This is a genomic window from Stenotrophomonas sp. YJH_SMC_94-11 (assembly GCF_059370435.1).
This window is the reverse complement of sequence record NZ_JCAFTR010000002.1, coordinates 167,758-189,647: the sequence shown is the minus strand read 5'-3', so window position 1 is coordinate 189,647 and position 21,890 is coordinate 167,758. Positions and strand designations below refer to the sequence as shown.

26 protein-coding genes are annotated in these 21,890 nt (G+C 65.8%); 13 read left to right on the top strand and 13 right to left on the bottom strand.

Going from position 1 to position 21,890, the window contains the following annotated elements; genetic code table 11:
* Positions 1-8: 8 nt before the first annotated feature.
* The 3 genes from AC5P74_RS05150 to AC5P74_RS05140 form a co-directional block, all read right to left on the bottom strand.
* Entirely contained in the window at positions 9-665 is a 657-nt protein-coding gene (locus AC5P74_RS05150; protein ID WP_032954328.1) for a glutathione S-transferase family protein, read from the bottom strand.
* A gap of 175 nt (positions 666-840) precedes the next feature.
* Positions 841-1,383 carry a GNAT family N-acetyltransferase gene (locus tag AC5P74_RS05145; RefSeq protein ID WP_049410531.1) on the bottom strand — a complete coding sequence of 181 codons (543 nt, stop codon included), beginning with the start codon at positions 1,381-1,383 and terminating at the stop codon, positions 841-843.
* Positions 1,384-1,513: 130 nt separating this feature from the next.
* Entirely contained in the window at positions 1,514-2,356 is an 843-nt protein-coding gene (locus AC5P74_RS05140; RefSeq protein WP_053499871.1) for a glycine zipper 2TM domain-containing protein, read from the bottom strand.
* A 163-nt stretch (positions 2,357-2,519) separates the two neighbouring features.
* On the opposite strand from AC5P74_RS05140, the gene AC5P74_RS05135 reads away from it, so the two are divergent.
* On the top strand, positions 2,520-2,735 hold the full coding sequence (locus AC5P74_RS05135) for a DUF6116 family protein (RefSeq protein ID WP_005417541.1): 216 nt from the start codon (positions 2,520-2,522) through the stop codon (positions 2,733-2,735).
* Positions 2,732-3,505 (top strand): TatD family hydrolase, encoded by a 774-nt coding sequence (locus tag AC5P74_RS05130; protein WP_206619997.1) that lies wholly within the window; start codon positions 2,732-2,734, stop codon positions 3,503-3,505. Before AC5P74_RS05135 ends, AC5P74_RS05130 begins: the two co-directional genes overlap by 4 nt.
* Positions 3,506-3,582: 77 nt before the next feature.
* Here AC5P74_RS05130 and AC5P74_RS05125 read toward each other — a convergent pair whose 3' ends face one another.
* Entirely contained in the window at positions 3,583-4,410 is an 828-nt protein-coding gene (locus AC5P74_RS05125; RefSeq protein WP_065178298.1) for a tRNA threonylcarbamoyladenosine dehydratase, read from the bottom strand.
* 79 nt (positions 4,411-4,489) lie between these two features.
* Here AC5P74_RS05125 and AC5P74_RS05120 point away from each other — a divergent pair, with 79 nt between their 5' ends.
* Both AC5P74_RS05120 and AC5P74_RS05115 read left to right on the top strand, forming a co-directional pair.
* Positions 4,490-4,924 carry a cytochrome c gene (locus AC5P74_RS05120; RefSeq protein ID WP_005417544.1) on the top strand — a complete coding sequence of 145 codons (435 nt, stop codon included), beginning with the start codon at positions 4,490-4,492 and terminating at the stop codon, positions 4,922-4,924.
* 136 nt (positions 4,925-5,060) lie between these two features.
* Positions 5,061-5,555, top strand: coding sequence for a glycine zipper 2TM domain-containing protein (locus tag AC5P74_RS05115; protein ID WP_005417545.1), 495 nt, complete (start codon positions 5,061-5,063; stop codon positions 5,553-5,555).
* A 73-nt stretch (positions 5,556-5,628) separates the two neighbouring features.
* On the opposite strand, the gene AC5P74_RS05110 is transcribed toward AC5P74_RS05115, so the two are convergent.
* The gene (locus tag AC5P74_RS05110; RefSeq protein ID WP_005417546.1) at positions 5,629-5,838 is read right to left on the bottom strand and encodes a cold-shock protein; all 210 of its coding nucleotides are present in this window, start codon (positions 5,836-5,838) and stop codon (positions 5,629-5,631) included.
* Between the two features lie 235 nt (positions 5,839-6,073).
* On the opposite strand from AC5P74_RS05110, the gene AC5P74_RS05105 reads away from it, so the two are divergent.
* The 3 genes from AC5P74_RS05105 (at position 6,074) to arsC (ending at position 8,173) form a co-directional block, all read left to right on the top strand.
* Positions 6,074-6,559 carry a DUF456 domain-containing protein gene (locus tag AC5P74_RS05105; protein ID WP_005417547.1) on the top strand — a complete coding sequence of 162 codons (486 nt, stop codon included), beginning with the start codon at positions 6,074-6,076 and terminating at the stop codon, positions 6,557-6,559.
* Between the two features lie 118 nt (positions 6,560-6,677).
* The gene (locus AC5P74_RS05100) at positions 6,678-7,832 is read left to right on the top strand and encodes a phospholipase A (protein WP_070490493.1); all 1,155 of its coding nucleotides are present in this window, start codon (positions 6,678-6,680) and stop codon (positions 7,830-7,832) included.
* Positions 7,832-8,173, top strand: coding sequence for an arsenate reductase (glutaredoxin) (gene arsC, locus AC5P74_RS05095; RefSeq protein ID WP_005417554.1), 342 nt, complete (start codon positions 7,832-7,834; stop codon positions 8,171-8,173). Before AC5P74_RS05100 ends, arsC begins: the two co-directional genes overlap by 1 nt.
* A 73-nt stretch (positions 8,174-8,246) precedes the next feature.
* Here arsC and AC5P74_RS05090 read toward each other — a convergent pair whose 3' ends face one another.
* The 3 genes from AC5P74_RS05090 to AC5P74_RS05080 form a co-directional block, all read right to left on the bottom strand.
* The gene (locus AC5P74_RS05090; protein WP_053497824.1) at positions 8,247-8,882 is read right to left on the bottom strand and encodes a glutathione S-transferase family protein; all 636 of its coding nucleotides are present in this window, start codon (positions 8,880-8,882) and stop codon (positions 8,247-8,249) included.
* 58 nt (positions 8,883-8,940) lie between these two features.
* Positions 8,941-9,279 (bottom strand): hypothetical protein, encoded by a 339-nt coding sequence (locus AC5P74_RS05085; protein WP_005417563.1) that lies wholly within the window; start codon positions 9,277-9,279, stop codon positions 8,941-8,943.
* 122 nt (positions 9,280-9,401) lie between these two features.
* Positions 9,402-10,919, bottom strand: coding sequence for a fumarate hydratase (locus AC5P74_RS05080; protein ID WP_053497826.1), 1,518 nt, complete (start codon positions 10,917-10,919; stop codon positions 9,402-9,404).
* 147 nt (positions 10,920-11,066) lie between these two features.
* On the opposite strand from AC5P74_RS05080, the gene AC5P74_RS05075 reads away from it, so the two are divergent.
* The 4 genes from AC5P74_RS05075 (at position 11,067) to AC5P74_RS05060 (ending at position 15,304) form a co-directional block, all read left to right on the top strand.
* On the top strand, positions 11,067-11,963 hold the full coding sequence (locus tag AC5P74_RS05075; protein WP_346607540.1) for an RNA polymerase sigma-70 factor: 897 nt from the start codon (positions 11,067-11,069) through the stop codon (positions 11,961-11,963).
* A gap of 36 nt (positions 11,964-11,999) precedes the next feature.
* Positions 12,000-12,449: a carboxymuconolactone decarboxylase family protein gene (locus tag AC5P74_RS05070; RefSeq protein ID WP_053497828.1), complete on the top strand. Its 450-nt coding sequence runs from the start codon at positions 12,000-12,002 to the stop codon at positions 12,447-12,449.
* A 141-nt stretch (positions 12,450-12,590) separates the two neighbouring features.
* On the top strand, positions 12,591-14,444 hold the full coding sequence (locus AC5P74_RS05065) for an ABC transporter ATP-binding protein (protein WP_346607541.1): 1,854 nt from the start codon (positions 12,591-12,593) through the stop codon (positions 14,442-14,444).
* Positions 14,445-14,524: 80 nt separating this feature from the next.
* The gene (locus AC5P74_RS05060; protein WP_346607542.1) at positions 14,525-15,304 is read left to right on the top strand and encodes a ferredoxin--NADP reductase; all 780 of its coding nucleotides are present in this window, start codon (positions 14,525-14,527) and stop codon (positions 15,302-15,304) included.
* A gap of 76 nt (positions 15,305-15,380) precedes the next feature.
* Here the strand turns inward: AC5P74_RS05060 and AC5P74_RS05055 are convergent, their stop codons facing one another.
* Positions 15,381-15,860 (bottom strand): glutathione peroxidase, encoded by a 480-nt coding sequence (locus AC5P74_RS05055; protein WP_346607543.1) that lies wholly within the window; start codon positions 15,858-15,860, stop codon positions 15,381-15,383.
* 130 nt (positions 15,861-15,990) lie between these two features.
* Between AC5P74_RS05055 and AC5P74_RS05050 the strand changes: the two genes are divergently transcribed.
* Positions 15,991-18,159 carry a M3 family metallopeptidase gene (locus tag AC5P74_RS05050; RefSeq protein ID WP_171957291.1) on the top strand — a complete coding sequence of 723 codons (2,169 nt, stop codon included), beginning with the start codon at positions 15,991-15,993 and terminating at the stop codon, positions 18,157-18,159.
* A gap of 62 nt (positions 18,160-18,221) precedes the next feature.
* Here AC5P74_RS05050 and AC5P74_RS05045 read toward each other — a convergent pair whose 3' ends face one another.
* The 4 genes from AC5P74_RS05045 to AC5P74_RS05030 all read right to left on the bottom strand — a co-directional run bounded on the left by AC5P74_RS05045 (position 18,222) and on the right by AC5P74_RS05030 (position 21,493).
* Positions 18,222-18,986 (bottom strand): hypothetical protein, encoded by a 765-nt coding sequence (locus AC5P74_RS05045; RefSeq protein WP_495204839.1) that lies wholly within the window; start codon positions 18,984-18,986, stop codon positions 18,222-18,224.
* A gap of 150 nt (positions 18,987-19,136) precedes the next feature.
* Positions 19,137-20,252: a cyclopropane fatty acyl phospholipid synthase gene (cfa, locus tag AC5P74_RS05040; RefSeq protein ID WP_171957289.1), complete on the bottom strand. Its 1,116-nt coding sequence runs from the start codon at positions 20,250-20,252 to the stop codon at positions 19,137-19,139.
* Between the two features lie 19 nt (positions 20,253-20,271).
* Complete coding sequence (locus tag AC5P74_RS05035) at positions 20,272-21,153, bottom strand: DUF3298 and DUF4163 domain-containing protein (protein ID WP_005417582.1); 882 nt, start codon at positions 21,151-21,153, stop codon at positions 20,272-20,274.
* Positions 21,154-21,190: 37 nt separating this feature from the next.
* Entirely contained in the window at positions 21,191-21,493 is a 303-nt protein-coding gene (locus tag AC5P74_RS05030; protein WP_005417588.1) for a GNAT family N-acetyltransferase, read from the bottom strand.
* Between the two features lie 208 nt (positions 21,494-21,701).
* Here AC5P74_RS05030 and AC5P74_RS05025 point away from each other — a divergent pair, with 208 nt between their 5' ends.
* Positions 21,702-21,863, top strand: a complete 162-nt coding sequence (locus tag AC5P74_RS05025) for a hypothetical protein (RefSeq protein ID WP_162911592.1) — start codon at positions 21,702-21,704, stop codon at positions 21,861-21,863.
* Positions 21,864-21,890 lie beyond the last annotated feature (27 nt).

Here is a 21,890-nt window from a genome sequence, read left to right as displayed (position 1 = left end):
CTGTGGGATCAGGCAGCCTCGAAGCGCGCGCGCACCTCGGCGGTCACCGCTGGCATCGCCACGAAGCGCGGCTGCGCGCGCACGCGCTGCAGCCAGGCGCGCACTTCCGGGAAGGGCGCCAGGCTGATGCCGCCCTCGCCTGCGACGTCGGTATAGGCGAACAGCGCAATGTCGGCGATACCGTATGCGCTGCCGGTGAACCACTGCGCTTCGCGCAGGTGCTGCTCCATCACCGCCAGCGCGGTGGCGGCGCGCTCGTGCAGGCGTGGCAGTTCAGCACGGCGCGGTGAATCGGGCGGTGTCCAGCCGCGGATGAAGCGCGCTACCGCCACGCAGGGCTCGTGCGTGTACTGCTCGAAGAACATCCAGCTCAATGCCTGCGCGCGTTCCCAACCGTCGGTAGGCAGGTAGGGCGTCCCTTCGGCCAACCAGAACAGGATCGCATTGGATTCAGTCAACACGCGGCCATCGTCGCGGACGATCAACGGCACCTTGGCGTTGGGATTGAGCGCAAGGAACTCGGCGGTGTGGGTCTGGCCATGGGCACTGTCCACTTCCACCCAGCGGTAGCGGCTGCCGAGCTGCTCCAGCAGCAGGCGGACCTTGTGGCAATTGCCGGACACCGACATGCCATGCACCGTCAACGGGACGCGCTCTTCCACCATTGCCTGCTTCCTCGGATCCGGCCGGCGGCCAGCTGCACGCAGTCTGGCAAGCCCGCCGGTGAATGCCAAGCGCGGATGCAGCATGGCACCACGGTAACGCTGGCCGCTGGCCGGCAATCGCACGAATCCTGCCACATCGAGGTTGCCGGCCAGCGGCCGGCACTACCTGCAACGCTCAGCGCGCGCGCTGGCGCCATTGTTCGCGCGACTGGCCCCAGATCTGCATCGGCTTGTCGTTGTACGGCGGCGGCAGCTCTCCCATGCGCAGCAGCGTGCTGCCCAGCTTGCGCGCGACCGCCCTCGAGTTGTCGTTGTTCTCGGCGATGGTGTGGATCACCTCGTCCCAGCCCAGCGTGTCGAATGCCCAGTCGATGGCAGCAACCGCCGCTTCCGGTGCATAGCCCCGGCCCCAGCTGGCATGCCGAATACCCCAACCGACCTCGGTTCCAGGCCAGTCCTGCGGCTGCCACGGTCCCATCCGGCCGATCCAGTCACCGCTGGATTTCTCGATCACGCTGAACATCGAGAAGCCGAACAGCTGCCAGGCGCCGGCCAGGCTGCAGAAGCCGCGCCATGCCACCGAGGGCGGTTGAACACCCCCCAGGGTGCGCATCGTTTCCTCGTCGGCACAGAATGCCAGGTACGGTTCGTAGTCCTCGCGCAGCAGCGGGCGCAGGATCAGCCGCTCGGTTTCCAGGCGCAGGTCGAAGATGCTCATGCCGACTCCTTGTCTAAGGGGGGGGGGCATCCATCATGGTCGATTCCCTTTGCCCACGGATCAATGCCCGTGCGCACAACGAAACGGGCCGGCATGAGCCGGCCCGTCGGGTGCAGCAGGGTGTTCTGGATTACTGGCGCGTTGCCGCAGTGGCGCCGGCAGCAGCGGTCTGCGTGACCAGCTGGCCATCGACCACCGGCAGGCGATCGCTGGTCGGCTTGTTGTCCATGCGCACGGTCTTCTCGGCGCCATCATAGCGATAGGTCACGTTGTAGCCCTTCACCACATCATTGGTACCCATGGCGATGCGGCTGCCCGGCTTGCTGGCCATGCGCATGGTGCCGGTGGTGCCGTCTTCGTTGCGATAGGTCACGTTGTAACCGGTGACGCGGCTCGACTCGGACGTTGCGGTTTCGGTGTGGCACTGGCGCTCGGTACGATTGACAACGCGGCCGCCCACATGGCGCTTGTCGATCTGGTTGCCGATGAAGCCACCGGCCACCGCACCGGCTGCGGTCGCGGCCTTCTTGCCGTTGCCGCCACCGACCTGGTTGCCGAGCAGGCCACCCACCACCGCGCCGACCACGGTACCGCCGACGTTGCCATCACGCTCCGGCAGGCGTTCCTGCACCGTCACGTCCTGGCAGACCTCGTGCGGAGTCTGGGTGGTGGAGGTCTCACGCACCGGATCGGTGCCGATCACGGTGGCATAGGCCTTCTGCTTCTCGGTGATCGGGTCGACCTTCAGCACATCGGCATATTCCAGCCCGCGCGGCGCGGACGGGTCGAGCTGGTCACCACGCACGCCATCGTCGGTGGCGTTGCCATCGACCAGGCGCGACTCGCCATTGGGGGTTGCGGCGCTGATGGAGTCGGGCGAGCGGTCGCCACTCTTCATGAAGGCGGCGGTGGCGATGCCACCAACCAGCAGCGCGCCCGCTGCGACCAGGACAGTTGTAGTTGTGCTTTTCATGACCTGCTCCTTGCGGACCATCCGCAACGTTCTCGGGACAGATTGCAGCACGCGCTGCCTGAACGGAATCTCCACATTTCCTGCTCATTGCTGTAACCCATTCAGCATCGGGAAATGCAGGGCCCGTGGTAGCGTTTGCATATTCCCCACGAGGATCCCCGCCATGGCCAACCCGATGCTGCTGCCAGTACTGCAATGGGCGCGCCGGCTGCGCTACCCCACCCTGTTCAAGCTCACCGCCGGCCTGTTCGTGCTGACGCTGTTCATCCCGGACCCGATCCCGTTCATCGATGAGTTGGTGCTGGGCTTCGGCACGCTGCTGCTGGCGAACTGGAAGAGCCGCAACGCCACCACGCCACCGCCGCTGGAACAGCGTTGAGCGTGCTGGTCGACAGCCACTGTCATCTCGACGCGAGCGCGTTCGACCCTGACCGTGCCGCGGTGATCGAGCGGGCGCAGGCCGTGGGTGTGCGCCAACAGGTGGTGCCAGCGGTCACCGCTGCCAGCTGGCCGAAACTGCGCGAGGTCTGCCAGCAGGCGCCCGGGCTGTACCCGGCCTTCGGCCTGCACCCGATGTTCCTGGCCGATCACCAGCCTGGGCACCTGCCACTGCTGCGCGAGTGGATCGAGCGCGAACGCCCCTGCGCGATCGGCGAATGCGGCCTCGACTTCTTCGTCGAAGGACTGGATGCCGAGGCTCAACAGGCGTATTTCATCGGCCACCTGGAACTGGCCCGAGAATTCGATCTGCCGGTGATCGTGCACGCGCGACGCGCGGTGGATGCGGTGATCGCCGCGATCCGTCGCGTCGGCGGCCTGCGCGGCGTGGTGCACAGTTTTTCCGGCAGCCCCGAACAGGCCGCGCAACTGCACAGGCACGGCTTCCTGCTGGGCCTTGGCGGTCCGCTGACCTACGAGCGGGCGCAGCGCCTGCAACGGCTGGTACGCGGGATGCCGCTGGAGCAGCTGCTGCTGGAAACCGACGCGCCTGACCAGCCCGACGCAGGGGTCCGCGGCCAGCGCAACGAACCGGCACGGCTGGCAACCATTGCCCGGCACGTGGCCGCGCTGCGCGGAATGGAGCTGGAGGCCCTGGCACAGGCCACGACAGAGAATGCACGGCGGCTGTTCGCGCTGCCGGCAATCTGACGGCGGGGGCCCGACCTTGGCCGGCACGCTGTAACGACGGCGACGAACCCGATGCCGGCCAGCGGCCGGCACCACCGTCACGCGTCGGCGTAGGCCTCGGCCACCTCGGTTTTCGCCTTCTTCGGCTCCAGCAGCATCTCAAGCGCCTTGCCCACCGCCGCAAAGGCGAACGCGCCGGTGATGTGGGTCGCCGCGCCCAGACCGGCGCCGCAGTCCAGCTTCAACGCCGCATCGGCACCCAGGTTCGGACGAATGCCGCAGACGCTGCCATCGGCCTGCGGGTACTTCACATTCTCCAGCGAATACACCGCCGGCACGCCGAAATAGCGCTTGGCGTTCTTCGGGAAGTTGAACTCGCTGCGCAGCTTCTTGCGGATCAGCGCCAGCATGGCGTCATGCTCGGTGCGCGAGACATCGCGGATACGTACCAGGGTCGGGTCGGTGCGGCCACCGGCAGCGCCGACGGTCAGCAGCGGCAGCTTGCGGCGGCGGCACCAGGCGATCGTCTCGACCTTGACCCGGAAGCTGTCGCAGGCATCGATCACCAGATCGAACCCGCGGTCCAGCAGCTCAGCCATGTTGGACATCGTCAGGAATGCCTGCACGGCATCGACGTCGATCCCCGGATTGATCGCACGGCAGCGCTCGGCCATCGCCTCGGCCTTGTTGCGCCCGTAATTGCCTTCCATCGCCGGCAGCTGCCGGTTGGTGTTGGACACGCAGATATCGTCGGCATCGATCAGGGTCAGATGACCGACCGCCGAACGGGCCAGCGCCTCCACCACCCACGAGCCGACGCCGCCCATGCCGACCACCGCCACGCGGCTGCCCTGCAGGCGCTCGAGCGCACCCACGCCATACAGCCGTTCGATGCCGGCAAAGCGTTGTTTGACCTGTTCGTTCATCGGGCTATTTTAACGTGCAGGTGCCAGCGCCCAAAGCACGCCGGCGTCGAACCCACCGTTGCACGCCCGGAGAGCCCGCATGAACGCCAGCCCGCCCCGCCGCCTGTCCCCTGCCCATCGCTACCTGTTCGTACTGTGCCTGGGCCTGCTGATCGGTCTGGTCGCCACGGTGATGGTAGGCCGCGCCCTGCAGGCGCGTCGCGACCCGTTCCCGGACAGCCTGATGCAGGTGATGCAGCGGCAGTCGCAGCTGCTGCAGCGGGCCCAGCAGCAGAACCGCTGCAGCCTGGCCGACAGCGTGCCGCGGCTGCAGGCGCTACGCCTGTTGTCCAATGACCTGGACCTGGCGTTTCCCGGGCTGAAGGACAGCACGCAGTTCCAGCAGCACGCCAGCCGACTTCGCGGCAACCTCAACACGGCGCTGGCTGCACCGCCAGGCGACTGCAGGGCCTTGGCCCAGCTCGTGGAAACGCTGCAGGCCGATTGCCGGGCCTGCCACCAGGATTTCCGCTGAGGCGCGTTCATCCTGCAGCCGGGCATCGGGTGCGTGGTTGGCGCGTTGTTCACGTTCGAAGGGAGAGGATTCGTCCACCCTGCTGCATGACGCAGTACCACCCAACATACCCGCCTTCACGGCCAGGAGACGCCCCATGAAGATCCAGCTCATCGCCGCCAGCGCCATCGCTACCCTCGCGCTGGCCGGTTGTGCCACCTCGCCCGGTTACAGTGGCGGTGGTTACAACAACGGCTACAACAACGGCGGCTACGGCAACAACGGCGGCTACAACCAGGGCCGCTGCGCGGACTGTGGCATCGTCACCCGCATCAACACCGTGCCCTCGGGCCGCACCGCGCCCAGCGCGACCGGCGCGATCCTCGGCGGCATCGTTGGCGCCGTGGCCGGCCATGAAATCTCCGACCACACCGGTGGCAGCCGTGGCAACAAGAACATTGCCGCCGCTGCAGGCGCAGTCGGTGGCGCCCTGGCCGGCAACCAGATCCAGAAGAATGTGACCAGCGATACCTACGACATCAGCGTGCGCATGGATGATGGCCGCACCATCGTGGTCAACCAGCGTGACCTGGGTGGCATCCGTGAGAACACCTATGTGCGCGTGGTCAACGGCAAGGTCATCCTGCGCTGACCTGCAGCGGGCCAAAGGCAAAGAAAAAGGCCCGCTTGCGCGGGCCTTTTTTCATGCCGACGGACGGCAGGTGTTACATCGGCTGGACCTTGTCAGCCTGCAGGCCCTTCTGGCCCTGCACGACTTCAAAGCTCACACTCTGGCCTTCCTTGAGGCTCTTGAAGCCCTGGGTCTCGATGGCGCGGAAGTGCACGAACACGTCCTCGCCATTCTGCCGGCTGATGAAGCCGAAGCCCTTCGCATCATTGAACCACTTTACGGTACCGGTCTCGCGATCAGCCATCTCACTAACTCCCTTTGACTCTCTCTTGTTGTTGGAAACGCCTGGTGGGCGGCTGACAAGCAAGGGGGAAGCGAGGTGCATCGATGCAGCGGATCGGGAAGATCTTGCTTCATCAGGCCACGATCCACGGTGACCTTGCCAAGCTCAGCGACTGCAACTTAACCCGGCCAAAACGAAAAAGCAACTGGCAAAATCTTTCACTGTCAACCCCAAAACGGACTCCATACGGGACAGCATGGGACTCTCATTCATCTTGTATCTGCTAGCGGTCATTTTTGTCCTGATAGGCATCGCCGGCATCATCCTGCCGGCCCTCCCGGGCATCCCGCTGGTGTTCATCGGACTGCTGCTGGCCGCCTGGGCCGACGGCTTTGCCCACGTCGGCTGGCCTACCCTGGTCGCGCTTGGGGTACTGACCCTGCTTTCGCTGCTGGTGGACGTGCTGGCCACGGTGGTCGGCGCGCAGCGTGTCGGTGCCAGCCGCAAGGCGCTGTGGGGAACCTTCGTCGGCAGCATCGTCGGCCTGTTCTTCATGCCCATCGGCCTGTTCGCCGGACCGCTGGTCGGTGCCCTGCTCGGCGAGTACTGGCACACCCGTGAACTCGGCCGCTCGACCAGGGTCGGTCTGGCCACCTGGCTCGGCATCCTGCTTGGCCTGGCACTGAAACTGGCGGTTGTGATCGCGATGCTGGGCCTGTTCGCGTTCGCCTGGTTCTTCTGAGCCACCTGGCCTTCACGCCACGCGCACGCTGTGACCGTGCATAAACCCTGGGGCTGGCCGCGATCCGGCACAGCCGCCACACTGTGTGATTCCCGAATTCATCGAAGGGCCTGCTGCAATGACCCTCCCCACGCTGTTTCCCCGTCTGGCGCCGCTGGCGCTTGCCCTGGCCAGTGCACCGCTGGCTGCGCAGGAGTTCGCGCCTACCGCCGATACCTCACCGGCCGCCTGCGCGGCAATTACCACCGACGCGGCCCGGCTGGCCTGCTATGACCGCCTGTTCGGGCATACCCCGGAGGCTACCGCCGCCGCTGATGCTGCCGCCGAAGCGGCTGCACAGGCCCGCCGCGAAGAACGGCAGACCGCGCGCGTGAGCCAGGGCGAGGAAAAGCTGCGCGAGCGGGTGAGCGACCTGTTCCGCCCGGCGACGCCGGACAGCGCGCTGGCCAACGCCGGCCGCGGTTCACTGCTGGACAGCCGCTGGGAACTGGCCGAGGACTCCAAGCTGGGGCCGTTCCAACTGCGCGCCTACAAGCCGGTGTACCTGCTGCCCGCCTTCTGGACCAGCGATCGCAACACCATGCCGCACTCGCCGAACCCGGCCAACAGCGTAACCACCCCGCAGGTACTCGACAGTGCCGAGCTGAAGTTCCAGATCAGCTTCAAGACCAAGATCGTCGAGAACCTGTTCGGCGACAACGGCGACATCTGGGCCGGCTACACCCAGAGTTCGCGCTGGCAGGCCTACAACAGCGAGGATTCGCGCCCGTTCCGCGAAACCAATTACGAGCCGGAAGTGATGATGGTGTTCCGCAACGGCTACTCGATCGGTGGCTGGCGCGGGCGCATGACCGGCATCGCGCTGAACCACCAGTCCAATGGCCGCGCCGACCCGCTGTCACGCAGCTGGAACCGGGTCATGCTCAACATCGGCCTGGACCGCGAGAACTGGGCGCTGGTGCTGCGTCCCTGGTACCGCATTCCGGAAAGCCGCAGCGAAGACAACAATCCGGACATCGAGGATTACATGGGCCGCGGCGACGCCACCCTGACCTGGAACCGCAATGGGCATGAGGTCTCGCTGATGGCGCGCCATTCACTGCGCACCGGAAGCCGTTCGCACGGTGCGCTGCAGCTGGACTACGGCTTCCCGATCAGCAACCTGCTGCGTGGCCATGTGCAGGTCTTCGACGGCTACGGCGAAAGCCTGATCGACTACAACCACAAGGCCACCTACGTGGGTGTGGGCGTGTCTCTGCTGGAGTGGTTCTGATGGACGTGACGATCTGGCACAACCCGGCCTGCAGCAACTCGCGCGGCGCACTGAAACTGATCCGCGATGCGGGCTTCGAGCCGGTGGTGATCGACTACCTGGGCAACCCGCCGGACGCAGCCACGCTGCGCCAGGTACTGGCCGAATCCCGGCTGCACGCACAGGAACTGGTACGCAGCAAGGAGGCGCTGTTCGCCGAACTGGGCCTGGACGGCGCCGACGACGCCACGCTGCTGGCGGCGATGAGCGAACATCCCCGCTTGATCAATCGCCCCGTGGTGCGCACGACCAAGGGCACGCGGCTGTGCCGCCCACCGGAAACAGTGCTGGAGATCCTGTAACCCGAAAAAGGGGACGGAGGGAATTAAGTCGTTTGTGCACAAACGACTTAATTCCCTCCGTCCCCTTTTTTGGTTACCGCCAATCGGTGATGCCTTCGCGGCGGTAGACCTCGGCGAACGCCGGGCGCGCCTTCATCGAGGTGGCATGCGCCTTGAGCACTGGCCAGGTGTCACTGGGCCTGGGCATGTTGCGCGACCAGCGCATCAACATCACCAGCATGTAGTCGACCACGCAGGGCGTGGCGCCCAGCAGGTACGGGCCGTGCGCCTGCAGGTGAGCGGCAACGTGCTGCCAGGCCGCTTCGAGCCGCTGACGCGCCCTCTCGCGGCTGGCCTCGACGTTCGCCTGGCCGGCCATTTCATGCGGATAGAACCAGGCCCGATAGGCCGGCTGCAGCGTATTGGCACACCAGAACATCCAGCGATAGGCATCGCCACGCTGCGGCGTGCCCGGTACCGGGAGCAGGCCGGCCTCCGGGTGGCGATCGGCCAGGTACAGGGCGATGGCCGCCGCTTCGGTCAGTACCAGGCCATCGATCAACAGTGTCGGCACCACACCGGCCGGATTGAGCGCCAGGTACTGCGCCGACTTGTGCTCGCGCGCGTCGAAATCCAGCAGCACCAGTTCATGCTCGATGCCGAGCTCGATCAGCAGCCAGTGCACGACCAGCGCGGCGGTACTGGTCGAACCATACAGCATGGTGCTCATGCGGAAGATCCTGTGCAGGGGGATCAGCCGATTATGCGCCCACGCGCGCGATCGTTGCTCAGCCGCAGCTGCTCATGCAGGAATCCCGGCGCTCGCCACAGGACATCATCGGCGCGCGCATCGCGCAGTCGTGCGTCTTCAGTTCGCAGGCACGGCGCAGGTCCGGATTGTCCACGTCCTTGCAGCGTTTGTCCGGCGCCGGCACCACCTGCTGCTCGCAGTTGCTCTGGCGGCTGCCGAGGGAGTCATTCTGCGCCATGCAGCTGCGATAGCCGGCCTGGCACTGCACGCGGCATTGCGCGGATGCTGGGAAATCCGCGCCTTCGTATGACGCCGGGGTGCTGCAACCGGCCAGGGCCAGCAGCACGCCTACCACGATGAACCGATGCAGGGCCATGGACACGTCCTGTGCGAGGGTGTACCGACCGTAGCAGAGCAGAGGCTACAGGCGCGTTAATCCTTCTGCCCACACAACAACGGCGCCACAGGGGCGCCGTTGTCTGGTCCGGGATGGAGGGCTTACTCCACAACCACCGGAATCTTGCCGATGCGGGCCTGCCATTCGCGCGGGCCGGTCTTGTGCACCGATTCGCCGGTGGAATCCACCGCCACGGTCACCGGCATGTCCTGCACGGTGAACTCGTAGATCGCCTCCATGCCCAGGTCGGCGAAACCGACCACCTTGGCGGCTTTGATGGCCTTGGACACCAGGTAGGCCGAACCACCAACGGCCATCAGGTAGGCCGACTTGTGCTTCCTGATCGCCTCGATGGCGGCCGGGCCGCGCTCGGCCTTGCCGACCATGCCCAGCAGACCGGTCTGCGCCAGCACCTGCTCGGTGAACTTGTCCATGCGGGTCGCCGTGGTCGGGCCGGCCGGGCCCACCACTTCGTCGCGCACCGGATCGACCGGGCCGACGTAATAGATGAAGCGGCCCTTCAGGTCGACCGGCAGTTCCTCGCCCTTGTTGAGCATGTCGACCATGCGCTTGTGCGCGGCATCGCGACCCGTCAGCAGCTTGCCGTTGAGCAGCAGGGTCTGGCCCGGCTTCCAGCTGGCCACGTCTTCCGGGGTGATCGTGTCCAGGTCCACGCGGGTGCCCCTGGACGCGTCATAGGTCAGCTTCGGCCAGTCTTCCAGCGACGGCGGGTCCAGCATCACCGGGCCACTGCCATCCAGGGTGAAGTGCGCATGGCGGGTGGCGGCGCAGTTCGGGATCATCGCCACCGGCAGGTTGGCCGCATGGGTCGGATAGTCGTTGATCTTGATGTCCAGCACAGTGGTCAGGCCGCCCAGGCCCTGCGCACCGATGCCCAATGCATTGACCTTCTCATACAGCTCCAGGCGCAGCTCCTCGATGCGGTTGGAGGCACCACGGGCCTGCAGCTCGGTGATGTCGATCGGTTCCATCAGCGCCTCCTTGGCCAGCAGCATCGCCTTCTCGGCAGTGCCACCGATGCCGATGCCGAGCATGCCCGGCGGGCACCAGCCGGCGCCCATGGTCGGCACGGTCTTCAGCACCCAGTCGACGATGGAGTCGGACGGGTTGAGCATGGCGAACTTGGTCTTCGCTTCCGAACCACCGCCCTTGGCGGCAACGATGACGTCGACCTTGTTGCCCGGCACCACCTTGACGTTGACCACGCCCGGGGTATTGTCCTTGGTATTGATCCGCTTGCCGGCCGGATCAGCCAGCACCGAGGCGCGCAGCTTGTTGTCCGGATGCATGTAGGCGCGGCGAACGCCTTCATTGGCCATGTCTTCCACGCCCATGGTGGCGTCATCCCAACGCACGTCCATGCCGATTTCCAGGAACACGGTGACGATGCCGGTGTCCTGGCAGATCGGACGGTGGCCTTCGGCGCACATCCGCGAATTGATCAGGATCTGGGCCATCGCTTCCTTCGCGGCCGGCGACTCCTCGCGCTCGTACGCGGCGGCGAGGTTCTTGATGTAGTCGACCGGGTGGTAGTACGAGATGTACTGCAGCGCGTCGGCGATGGACTGGATGAGGTCTTCCTGCTTGATCGATGTCACGGCTTGCTCGCTTGCTCGAGGCTGGCGGGGGTAATCCGCCCATTTTACCCCCTCCCCCGGTCCCGGGGTGGTAGTGCCGGCCGCTGGCCGGCAAGATTCCCCCCGACGCTCTGTCACGCCACGCGCCACTGCGGCGTCCTTGCACACATGAACGCCGAAACCGTTTTCCAGACCCACCGCCCGCGCCTGATGGCGCTGGCCTATCGCCTGCTCGGCAGCCGCGCCGACGCCGAAGACGTGGTCCAGGACGCCTGGCTGCGCTGGTCCGGCGCCGATCCCGCCAGCGTCCGCGATGCAGAGGCCTGGCTGGTCACCACCACCACCCGGCTCGGCCTGGACCGCCTGCGAGCGGCCAAGCGCGAGCGTGTCCACTATGTCGGCCCATGGCTGGCCGAACCGCTGGCGGTCACCCTGGAGCCTGACCCCTCGCCCGGCCCGGCCCAGCTGCATGCGCTGGCCGACGAGGTCTCGGTCGCCTTCCTGACCCTGCTCGAACAGCTCGGCCCCGAAGAACGCGCCGCCTTCCTGCTGAAGGAGGCCTTCGACCACGACTACCGTGAGATCGCCGACCTGATCGGCCACAGCGAAGCCAACTGCCGGCAGCTGGTGCACCGTGCCCGGCAGCGCCTGCAGGCCGGACGGCAGCGCTTCAACGCCGATGCCATCCAGCACCGGCAGTTGCTGACGCGCTTCATGGATGCCTCGCAGCGCGGCGACAGCGAAGCGATCCAGGCCCTGCTGCACGCCAATGCGGTACTGGTCTCCGACGGCGGTGGCGTAGTCACTGCGGCGGTACGGCCCCTGCTGGGCGCCGAACGCATCGGCCGCCTGTTCTGGGCCATCGCCCGCCGCGGCGCGGCGCACCCGGCGCAGCTGGGCTACGTCAACGGCGAACCGGCGATCCTGCGCTTCCAGGGTGACCGCCTGCACTCGATCACCACCATCGAAGTGGTCGATGGTCGCATCGCCAACGTGTACAGCGTGCTGAATCCAGAAAAATTGCCGAAGGTTGTCACGCACCGCGACGCTGCGGCGTCCTTGTGATGAAAGGCGGCCATCGTGGCCGCCGTGGAGCCCACGATGTCCGATCACACCTTCCCCCGCGTCCCCTACACCCGCCTGGCCGCCGAGGCCTTCAAGGGCCTGCTGGCCACCAGCCAGGCGGTGCATGACAGCTCGATCGACCCGACCCTGATGGAACTGGTGTTCCTGCGCGTGTCGCAGCTCAACGGCTGCGGCTACTGCATGGACATGCACGGCACCGCGCTGCGCAAGGGTGGCATCGAGCCGCGCAAGCTGGACACCCTGCCCGCCTGGCACGAAAGCCGCTTCTTCGATGCGCGCGAACGCGCAGCACTGGGCTGGGCCGAGGCGCTGACCCGCTTGACCGACGGAGCGCCGTCGCAAGCGGCGTTCGATGCACTGGAACCGCACTTCGATGCGAAGGGCATCAGCGACCTGAGCATGGGCATTGCGGTGATCAATGCCTGGAACCGGCTGGGTGCGGGACTGCTGCCACCGCTGCCGTAACGGAGAGCGGGGTCGGATCCCTTCGCATGGCGAAGGGCTCTGACTCCGAGGCGCGGTGGCGGGGTCAGAGCCCTTTGCGCTGCAAAGGGATCTGACCCCATCTGACCCCATCTGCACGCCGTGCGCGCGCACAATGGCGGCATGCCTACTGCCGCCGCGAAGAAACCCAGCCTGCGCCAGCGCTTCAGGGCGATGCGCAATCTGCCCCCCTTCCTGCGCATGATCTGGAAGACCAGTCCGGCGCTGACCCTGGCCAGCCTGGGGCTGCGCCTGATCCGTGCGCTGCTGCCGGTGGCGATGCTCTACGTCGGCAAGCTGATCATCGACAGCGCCCTGCACCTGAGCCAGCACGATGCCGGCTTCCCGCCGCTGGGCGAGGCGCTGTCCAGCGGCCTGCTCAATCCACTGCTGGGCCTGCTGGCACTGGAATTCGGCCTGGCCATCGCCTCAGACCTGCTCGGCCGGCTGGTCAGCTATGCCGACGTTCTGCTTTCCGAACTGTTCGCCAACGCCACCAGCATCCGTCTGATGGAACACGCCGCGACGCTGGACCTGGAGGATTTCGAAGACCCGGACCTGCAGGACAAGCTGGACCGTGCGCGCCGCCAGACCATGGGCAGGATGAACCTGATGAGCCAGCTGTTCGGCCAGGTGCAGGACGCGATCACCGTGGCCAGCCTCGCCGTCGGCCTGCTGGTCTACGCGCCGTGGCTGATCCTGCTGCTGGCGCTGGCACTGGTGCCGGCCTTCATCGGCGAATCGCACTTCAACGCGGCCGGCTACAGCCTCAACTTCCAGTGGACGCCCGAGCGCCGCCAGCTCGACTACCTGCGCCAGCTGGGCGCCAGCGTGGAAACGGCCAAGGAAGTGAAGATCTACAACCTGCACCGCTTCCTGGTGGAGCGCTACCGGCGCCTGTCGGTGGCATTGTTCCAGGCCAACCGCGCCCTGGCACGGCGCCGCGCGTTCTGGGGCACGCTGCTGGCTGCGCTGGGCACGCTGGGGTATTACACCGCCTACGCCTACATCGCATGGCGCACGGTGCGTGGGGACTTCTCGATCGGCGACCTGACCTTCCTCGCCGGCAGCTTCCTGCGCCTGCGCCAGCTGCTGGAAGGCCTGCTGATCGGCTTCTCGCAGGTGGCCAGCCAGGCGCTGTACCTGGATGACCTGTTCTCGTTCTTCCAGATCCAGCCGGAAATCCACTCGCGCGATGGGGCCGTGCGCGTGCCGCAACCGATCCGCCAGGGCTTCGTATTCGAGAACGTCGGCTTCCGCTACCCCGATGCCGAACAGTGGGCGGTGCGTCACCTGGATTTCCAGCTGCACGCCGGCGAAGTGCTGGCCTTGGTCGGCGAGAACGGCGCCGGCAAGACCACCCTGGTGAAGCTGCTGGCGCGGCTGTACGAACCGGACGAAGGCCGCATCCTGCTCGATGGCCGCGACCTGCGCGATTACGACCTGGATGACCTGCGCGCCAACCTCGGGGTGATCTTCCAGGACTTCGTGCGCTACAACCTCAGCGCCGGCGAAAACATCGGCGTCGGCCAGGTCGAGGCGATGGACGACCAGGCACGCATCGCTGATGCGGCGCGACGCGGCATGGCCGAGGAAGTCATCGACGACCTGCCCGGCGGCTACGACCAGCAGATCGGCCGCCGCTTCAAGCAGGGCGTGGACCTGTCCGGTGGCCAGTGGCAGAAGATCGCCATTGCCCGCGCATGGATGCGCAATGCGCAGGTGATGATCCTGGATGAGCCAACGGCAGCGCTGGATGCCCGCAGTGAGTTCGAGGTGTTCCAGCGGTTCAGGGAACTGGCGGATAATCGCACCGCAGTACTGATTTCCCACCGCTTTTCCTCGGTACGCATGGCCGACCGCATCCTGGTGCTGGCCGATGGCCGGATCGAGGCCAGCGGCACCCATGCGCAGCTGATGGCGCAGGGCGGCCGCTATGCCGAGCTGTTCGAGCTGCAGGCGGCGGGTTACCGCTGAGAACGCCTCTCGTTCCGCCCAATGAGAACTTGTCTCATTTGAGATAGAATTACCCCCGACGACTTTCGATAGATACGCCCATGTCCTCCGCTTTCGGCGCCGAAACGGTGCTTGAGGTCCGTCACTGGACCGATGCCTACTTCAGCTTCACCACCACCCGCGACAGCGGCTTCCGCTTCGAGAACGGCCAGTTCGTGATGATCGGCCTGGAAACCGAGGCGCGACCGCTGCTGCGCGCCTATTCCATTGCCAGTGCCAACTGGGAAGAACAGCTGGAGTTCTTCAGCATCAAGGTGCAGGACGGCCCGCTGACCTCGCGCCTGCAGCACATCAAGCCGGGCGACAAGGTACTGGTCGGCAAGAAGCCCACCGGCACCCTGCTGATCAGCGACCTGCATCCCGGCAGGAACCTGTACCTGCTGGGCACCGGCACCGGCCTGGCGCCGTGGCTGTCGGTCATCAAGGACCCGGAAACCTACGAGCGCTTCGAGAAGGTGATCCTGTGCCACGGCGTGCGCTACGAAAGGGACCTGGCCTACCGCGATTACTTCGAGAGGGAACTGCGTGAGCACGAGTTCCTCGGCGAGATGATCGGCGACAAGCTGCTGTACTACCCGGCCGTCACCCGCGAGCCGTTCGCCAACCAGGGCCGCCTGACCCAGCTGATGGAGAGCGGCGAGATGCAGCGCACCCTCGGCCTGCCGGAACTGAGCCCGGAAAACGACCGCGCGATGATCTGCGGCAGCCCGCAGATGCTGGCCGACCTTCGCACCGTGCTCGATGCCCGGGGTTTCCAGGTTTCGCCGCGCATCGGCCAACCGGGCCACTACGTGTTCGAGCGCGCGTTCGTCGAGAAATGATGCTGTACCGGTAGTGCCGGCCGCTGGCCGGCTCTTCCTGGCACCACGGGGTTGCCGGCCAGCGGCCGGCACTACCTCACAGCAGCGCTTCGATCGCGCTGCGCAACTGCTCCGGCCGGGTGGTGGGCGCATGCCGCGACACCACCTGCCCCTGGCGATCGACCAGGAACTTGCTGAAATTCCACTTGATGCGGGCACTGCCGAGCAGGCCACGCTTTTCGTGCGTCATCCAGGCCCACAACGGATCAGCGCCCTCGCCGTTGACCTCGATCTTCTCCGACAGCGGAAAGCTGACCGGATAGTCCAGCGAACAGAACTGGCGGATCTGCGCCGCGTCCCCCGGCTCCTGCGCGCCGAACTGGTTGCACGGGAAGCCGATCACCACCAGGCCGCGTTCGCGGTAGTCCTGCCACAGCTGTTCCAGCCCGGTGTACTGCGGGGTGAACCCACAGCGGCTGGCAACGTTCACCAGCAGCAACGGGTGGCCCTGATAACGGGCCAACGCATGCGGCTGGCCGTCGAGGTCACGGAAACTGAAATCGTAAGCGCTGGTCATGAGGGCGGGCCGTGGGCGGTGAATGCATGGTACCCGCGCCCGGAGCCGGCAACATGCCTTTTGACACAAGTGCGGGCGCCGCCGGCCGGGTTACCCTCGGGCCCTTGTTTGCCTTACCGGAGTCCCTGCCTTGACCACCCGCCTTGCCCTTGCCGTGGCCATGTCCCTTGGCCTTGCCCTGCCCGCCTTCTCGGCCAGCGCCGTCACCCCGTCTGCCAGCACCCATGCCCAGCAGGCCAATCCGTTCTTCGCCGAAAGCCCGCTGCCCCTGCATTATCCGCAGTTCGACAGGATCAAGGACAGCGACTTCGCCCCGGCCTTCGACGCCGGCATGGCGCAGCAGCTGAAGGAAGTGGAGGCTATCGCCAACAACAAGGCCAAGCCGACCTTCGACAACACCATCATCGCCCTGGAAAAGAGCGGTGACATCCTCGACCGCGCGACCACCGTGTTCTTCAGCCTGGTCGGCGCCGATACCAACGACACCCGCAAGAAGCTGCAGGCCGACTACTCGGCGAAATTCGCCGCGCACAGCGATGCGATCGCGCTGAACGGCAAGCTGTTCGCCCGCATCCAGGCGCTGTATGACACCCGCAGCCAGCTGGGCCTGGACGCCGAAGGCGTGCGCCTGGTCGAGAAGTACTACGACAACTACGTGCGCGCAGGCGCCAAGCTGTCCGAGGCCGACAAGGCCAAGCTGAAGGAGATGAACGCCGAGCTGGCCAACCTCGGCACCAAGTTCAGCCAGAACGTGCAGTCGGAAGTGAACGCTTCGGCAATCACCGTCGACGACGTCAAGGCGCTGGACGGCCTGTCCAAGGAGCAGATCGCCGCCGCCGCCGAAGCCGCCAAAGCCCGCGGCCAGGACGGCAAGTACGTGATCACCCTGCTCAACACCACCGGCCAGCCGCCGCTGACCAACCTGGCCAACCGCGCCCTGCGCCAGAAGATCTACGAAGCGTCGGTCAGCCGTGGCAGCCGTGGCGGTGAGTTCGACAACACCGCGCTGGTCTCGCGCATCATGCAGCTGCGTGCCGACAAGGCCAAGCTGATGGGCTTCCCGAACTTCGCCGCCTACAACCTGACCAACCAGACCGCCAAGACCCCCGAAGCGGTCAACGCAATGCTGGGCAAGCTGGCCCCGGCCGCGGTGGCCAACGCCAAGCGTGAAGCTGCCGACCTGCAGGCGATGATCGACCAGGAACAGAAGGCCGCCGGCAAGCCGACGTTCAAGCTGGAACCGTGGGACTGGGCCTTCTACAGCGAGAAGGTGCGCCAGGCCAAGTACAACTTCGACGAGTCGCAGCTGAAGCCGTACTTCGAAATGAAGAACGTGCTGGAGAACGGCGTGTTCTACGCCGCGGGCCAGGAATTCGGCCTGACCTTCAAGCAGCGCACCGACCTGCCGGTCTACCACGATGACGTCACCGTCTACGACGTGTTCGACGCCGACGGCAGCCAGCTGGCGATCTTCATCTTCGACCCGTATGCACGCGCCTCCAAGCGCGGTGGTGCGTGGATGAACTCCTACGTCTCGCAGTCCAAGCTGACCGGCTTCAAGCCGGTGGTCGCCAACCACCTGAACATTCCGAAGCCGCCGGCCGGCCAGCCGACCCTGCTGACCTGGGACGAGGTGAACACCACCTTCCACGAGTTCGGCCACGCCCTGCACGGCATGTTCTCCAACGTGAAGTACCCGTACTTCTCGGGCACCTCGGTGCCGCGTGACTTCGTCGAGTTCCCCTCCCAGGTCAACGAGATGTGGTCGGACAACCCGGTCATCCTGAAGAACTACGCCAAGCACTACCAGAACGGTTCGGCGATGCCGCAGGCGCTGCTGGACAAGGTGCTGGCGGCGGCCAAGTTCAACCAGGGCTTCGCCACCACCGAATACCTGGGCGCGGCGATGCTGGACCAGAACTGGCACCAGATCGGCCCGGACCAGGTGCCGGCGGCCAAGGACGTGATGGCCTTCGAGCGCGCCGCGCTGGAAAAGGACGGCATCTACTACGCGCCGGTTCCGCCGCGTTACAAGACCCCGTACTTCAGCCACATCATGGGCGGCTATTCGGCCGGCTACTACGCCTACATCTGGTCGGAAGTGCTCGATGCCAACACCCAGAAGTGGTTCAAGGACAATGGCGGCCTGAGCCGCAAGAACGGCGACCACTTCCGTGCCACCCTGCTGTCCAAGGGCGGCAGCGTCGACGCGATGCAGCTGTTCCGCGATTTCGCCGGCCACGAGCCGCAGATCGAACCGCTGCTGGAAAAGCGTGGCCTGACCGGCGCCGGCAACTGATCGCCTGCGCGGTAGCGTGAAACGAAAACCGCCCGGGAGACCGGGCGGTTTTTTCGTTGAGGTCATCGCCGGAACAATCGTTCCCACCATCGTTTCTGCGTGGTTGCCGCCGGAGCCGTATCCGTATCCGTATCCGTATCCAGGGTTTCCGGCACGAACTGCGCCAGCTGCGCCGCGACGGCCTCTGCGTACAGCAACGCGCCATCGGGGGCGCAGTTGAGCAGATTGCTCATGCTGGTCGATGCGTTGAGGTCCATCGGATTCGGCTCGACCACCTCGCTTGCTTCCAGCAATCCGCATCCCTTGCCGATGGCATCATCGACAACGCTCCAGAACACGGCCAGTCGACCATCAGAGAACAGCTCGTGCAGACGCGCGCGCAGGTCATTGTCCGCGGCGTAGTCCGCGCGCATCTGCTTCAGCCGGTCATGCGTGATGAACACACCACCACCGTAGTTTTCGCGCAGGTGGTTGCCTGCAGCGGCGTCCGCCCACTGTGGCAGCACCAGTTGCCGCCAGTCCGCGAAATAGCGGGCAACCACCGGATCGTCGATGAAGAACGAAAGGGCGCTCCCGCGAAGATAGTGATACCGGCGCAGGTGACCGGCCACGATCGCCAGGTACAAAGCATGCCCCTTCTCGAAGGGCACGTCTGCGCTGATCGAGCGAGCCTCGTCGATGCGTTCCTGCAGCTGCTCCATGTAGAACGGCTCGATCCGGAATTGCTGCTGCAGCGGCTCAACCAGCGTCGCGTCCTCCAGCGCACGGAAATAGAGGCCACGGATTTCCGAGTCCGCGACTGGATGGTAGGTGATGTCCCAACCCATGCTGCAACGCCTTCAGGAATGCGGTAATGCCGCCGACCCAACAGCTTAGCGTCGTCGGCACCCTTACGGAGAGCAGACCGTGCAATACCCGTAGTCAACGTCAATGAGTGTCGTATCAGGCCTGATCTATCCCTCTCTCCCGACGCAACACTACCGTGGCGCCACGTACCCACCCGGCACGCCTTCCGGCGATAGCACCAGCTGCCACAGCTGCGCGTGCCGGCAGCGGAAGGTGGCCATCGACCCGGCCAGGTAGAAGCGCCACATGCGGCGGAAGTGCTCGTCGTAGCGCGCATCCAGCCGTGGCCACGCCGCCTCTACGTTGCGCCGCCAGGCCTGCAGGGTCAGGTCGTAGTCGGTGCCGAAGTTGTGCCAGTCCTCCAGTACGAAACGGCCTTCGAACGCCCGGGTGATCTGCACCGCCGACGGCAGCATCGAGTTGGGGAAGATGTAGCGCGCGATCCACGGATCGGTGCGATGCCGGGAGATGTTGGTGCCGATGCTGTGCAACAGCAGCAGGCCACGCGGTGACAGGCAGCGTTTGGCCACCTCGAAGAAGCTTGCGTAATTCTTGTCCCCGACGTGCTCGAACATGCCGATCGAGAAAATCGCATCGAACGGTTCGTCCAGCTCGCGGTAGTCCTGCAGTCGGATCTCGATCGGCAGGCCCGCGCACAGGTTCCGCGCGAACTCGGCCTGCTCCTGCGAAATCGTCACGCCGACGCCGCTGACACCGTAGCGCTCAACGGCGAACTTCAGTGCTTCGCCCCAACCGCAGCCGATGTCCAGCACGCGCTGGCCCGGGCGCAGGCCCAGCTTGCGGCAGACCAGGTCGAGCTTGGCTTCCTGTGCGGCGTCGAGATCATCGGCGTTGCGCCAATAGCCACAGCTGTAGACCAGGCGCTGGCCGAGCATGGCCTGGTAGAGATCGTTGCCCAGGTCGTAATGACGGCGCCCGACCTCGTAGCTGCCCTGCCCCGCCTGCAGGTTGAACAGGCGCGCCTTCAGCGCATCGGCCACTTCGCGCCAGCCGTGCACCCGTTCATCCAGGTGCGCCTGCATCAGGTGGACGAGGAATTCATCCAGGACGTTCGCATCCCACCACCCTTCCATGTAGCTCTCGCCCAGGCCGAGCGAGCCGTGGCCCATGACCCGCGCGAAAAAGCGCGGGTCATGCACCTGGATGTCCTGTGGCTGGGTACCGCCGATGCGGACCCCGGCTTCGTGGAGCAGGCCGGCGACCCGCTCCTGCAACCCTGTATCCACGCCACCTCCTCGACTGCGGTCAACCGCGTGCGAACAGCTCCACGTAGTCCTTGGCCACGTGCGGCAACAGCACCGCCGCCGGTACATCGGCGGTCTGGGTGCCGTCCGAGTATGGACCCACCTGGTACGGAGGGAAAACAAACCGCAGCGCGGTGATCTGCCCCTTGTCGTCGGTCAGTGGCTGGAACTGGCTGAAATTGTCGGCCTGCGGGCCAGTACCGTCGGCGATCATGCGCGATGCGTTGCGCAGCGATTCCTGCAGTTGGGCCGGGTCCATGTCCTCGCCGCTGAGCCGCGTGGCCACGCGTTCGCGCAGCTGGTCGGAGACGAAATCGCTGATTGCCTTCCAGCCCTTGGCATCGGTCACCAGCTTGTCGGCACTGAGCATCTGCTGCTGCTGCGGCAGCCATACGAAGCGCGCCACCAGCGGTTCGCCATGGGCGCCACCGGTGTAGCGGCTGCCATCGGCACTGACCACCACCAGCTGCGGGGTTTCCAGCAGCTTCTCGAAGCTCAGCGACAGCTCGTAGGGCATGGTCGGCTTGTCATTGCCCAGCCCGTCCAGCGCCTGCTGCAGGTCACTGCGTGCACTCGTCGCGTAGCTCTGCAGCGCGCGCGCCAGGCCGGGGTAGCGGTCGATACCGGCCGGGTAGCTGATTCCCACCACTTCGCGCTCGTTGTTTTCGATCACGTCGCGCAGGTCCAGCGGCGCTTCCGTGGCCGGCGTCTCGCCGGCGGCGGTGGCTTCGGCGGCGGGCGCCGCGTCGGTTACCGGCGCCGGCTCGCTTTCACGCTGGCAACCGGCCAGCAACAGCACGCCCACCACGCCGGCCAGCACGCTGCCGTGCAGTGGCCGGTTGTTTCCAATCTTCATCGGGATCCCCTGTTCATGTTTGTACATCATCGCCTGCCATGGCTGAAGCGTGGCCCGCTGGCACTCAGCCAACGAGCAGGTCGTGGTACTCCTCGTGCCGCTGCAGGAAAGCCTCGGCGTAGGAACATGCCGGCACCACCTTGTACTTCTGCTCGCGGGCGAAACGCAGTGCCACGCGGGTCAGCTCACCGGCGATGCCACGGCCGGCGATCGGCTCGGGCACCTCGGTGTGGGTGATGACCATGCGCTTGCGCTTGATCTGGTAGTCCAGCACCGCCAGCTGTCCTCGCACACGGGCGGTGAAGCGGTGGTTGGCCAGATCGTGTTCGACCTCGTAGGCCAGACCGGGGGGCGTGACCGAAGCCATGGAACTGTCTCCTGCGGCGACTGCGTGGATGGTGCGCAGCCGGGCGCCATGATCGCGTGAAGCCTGAACAGGGGCAAGTCCAGTCCATTCACGTCAGTTTTCGCCCTCAAGCTGGAGGGGCGCCGGCCGCTATCGCCTATGGCGGGGTACGGCCAGGCTGGCACGACCCTTGCGACCATTGATCATGCGCACCACCGTGGAGGCTCCCATGCACGCCAGCGATTCCCATTCCGATACCGACCGCGCCCTGCTGGAGGGCCTGCTGCAACTGGCGGTGGAAGGGCAGACCGAGGATCAGGATTTCCAGCGCATCGGCGAGGAAGTATTCGCCCGCCTGCTGGATACCTACGGCCACACGACCCAGGCCTGAAACCGGATACGCCGGGGTCGGATCCGC

Bases quoted from the DNA above. Each gene is read 5' to 3' on its own strand.
- AC5P74_RS05135 (WP_005417541.1), top strand. From the start codon at position 2,520: ATGGCCAACCCGATGCTGCTGCCAGTACTGCAATGGGCGCGCCGGCTG.
- AC5P74_RS05025 (WP_162911592.1), top strand. From the start codon at position 21,702: ATGCACGCCAGCGATTCCCATTCCGATACCGACCGCGCCCTGCTGGAG.
- AC5P74_RS05070 (WP_053497828.1), top strand. From the start codon at position 12,000: ATGTCCGATCACACCTTCCCCCGCGTCCCCTACACCCGCCTGGCCGCC.
- AC5P74_RS05065 (WP_346607541.1), top strand. From the start codon at position 12,591: ATGCCTACTGCCGCCGCGAAGAAACCCAGCCTGCGCCAGCGCTTCAGG.
- AC5P74_RS05145 (WP_049410531.1), bottom strand. From the start codon at position 1,383: ATGAGCATCTTCGACCTGCGCCTGGAAACCGAGCGGCTGATCCTGCGC.
- AC5P74_RS05075 (WP_346607540.1), top strand. From the start codon at position 11,067: ATGAACGCCGAAACCGTTTTCCAGACCCACCGCCCGCGCCTGATGGCG.
- AC5P74_RS05055 (WP_346607543.1), bottom strand. From the start codon at position 15,860: ATGACCAGCGCTTACGATTTCAGTTTCCGTGACCTCGACGGCCAGCCG.
- AC5P74_RS05140 (WP_053499871.1), bottom strand. From the start codon at position 2,356: ATGAAAAGCACAACTACAACTGTCCTGGTCGCAGCGGGCGCGCTGCTG.
- arsC (WP_005417554.1), top strand. From the start codon at position 7,832: ATGGACGTGACGATCTGGCACAACCCGGCCTGCAGCAACTCGCGCGGC.
- AC5P74_RS05085 (WP_005417563.1), bottom strand. From the start codon at position 9,279: ATGGCCCTGCATCGGTTCATCGTGGTAGGCGTGCTGCTGGCCCTGGCC.
- AC5P74_RS05120 (WP_005417544.1), top strand. From the start codon at position 4,490: ATGAACGCCAGCCCGCCCCGCCGCCTGTCCCCTGCCCATCGCTACCTG.
- AC5P74_RS05150 (WP_032954328.1), bottom strand. From the start codon at position 665: ATGGTGGAAGAGCGCGTCCCGTTGACGGTGCATGGCATGTCGGTGTCC.
- AC5P74_RS05125 (WP_065178298.1), bottom strand. From the start codon at position 4,410: ATGAACGAACAGGTCAAACAACGCTTTGCCGGCATCGAACGGCTGTAT.
- AC5P74_RS05090 (WP_053497824.1), bottom strand. From the start codon at position 8,882: ATGAGCACCATGCTGTATGGTTCGACCAGTACCGCCGCGCTGGTCGTG.
- AC5P74_RS05035 (WP_005417582.1), bottom strand. From the start codon at position 21,153: ATGTACAAACATGAACAGGGGATCCCGATGAAGATTGGAAACAACCGG.
- AC5P74_RS05105 (WP_005417547.1), top strand. From the start codon at position 6,074: ATGGGACTCTCATTCATCTTGTATCTGCTAGCGGTCATTTTTGTCCTG.
- AC5P74_RS05030 (WP_005417588.1), bottom strand. From the start codon at position 21,493: ATGGCTTCGGTCACGCCCCCCGGTCTGGCCTACGAGGTCGAACACGAT.
- AC5P74_RS05060 (WP_346607542.1), top strand. From the start codon at position 14,525: ATGTCCTCCGCTTTCGGCGCCGAAACGGTGCTTGAGGTCCGTCACTGG.
- AC5P74_RS05115 (WP_005417545.1), top strand. From the start codon at position 5,061: ATGAAGATCCAGCTCATCGCCGCCAGCGCCATCGCTACCCTCGCGCTG.
- AC5P74_RS05045 (WP_495204839.1), bottom strand. From the start codon at position 18,986: ATGGGTTGGGACATCACCTACCATCCAGTCGCGGACTCGGAAATCCGT.
- AC5P74_RS05110 (WP_005417546.1), bottom strand. From the start codon at position 5,838: ATGGCTGATCGCGAGACCGGTACCGTAAAGTGGTTCAATGATGCGAAG.
- AC5P74_RS05100 (WP_070490493.1), top strand. From the start codon at position 6,678: ATGACCCTCCCCACGCTGTTTCCCCGTCTGGCGCCGCTGGCGCTTGCC.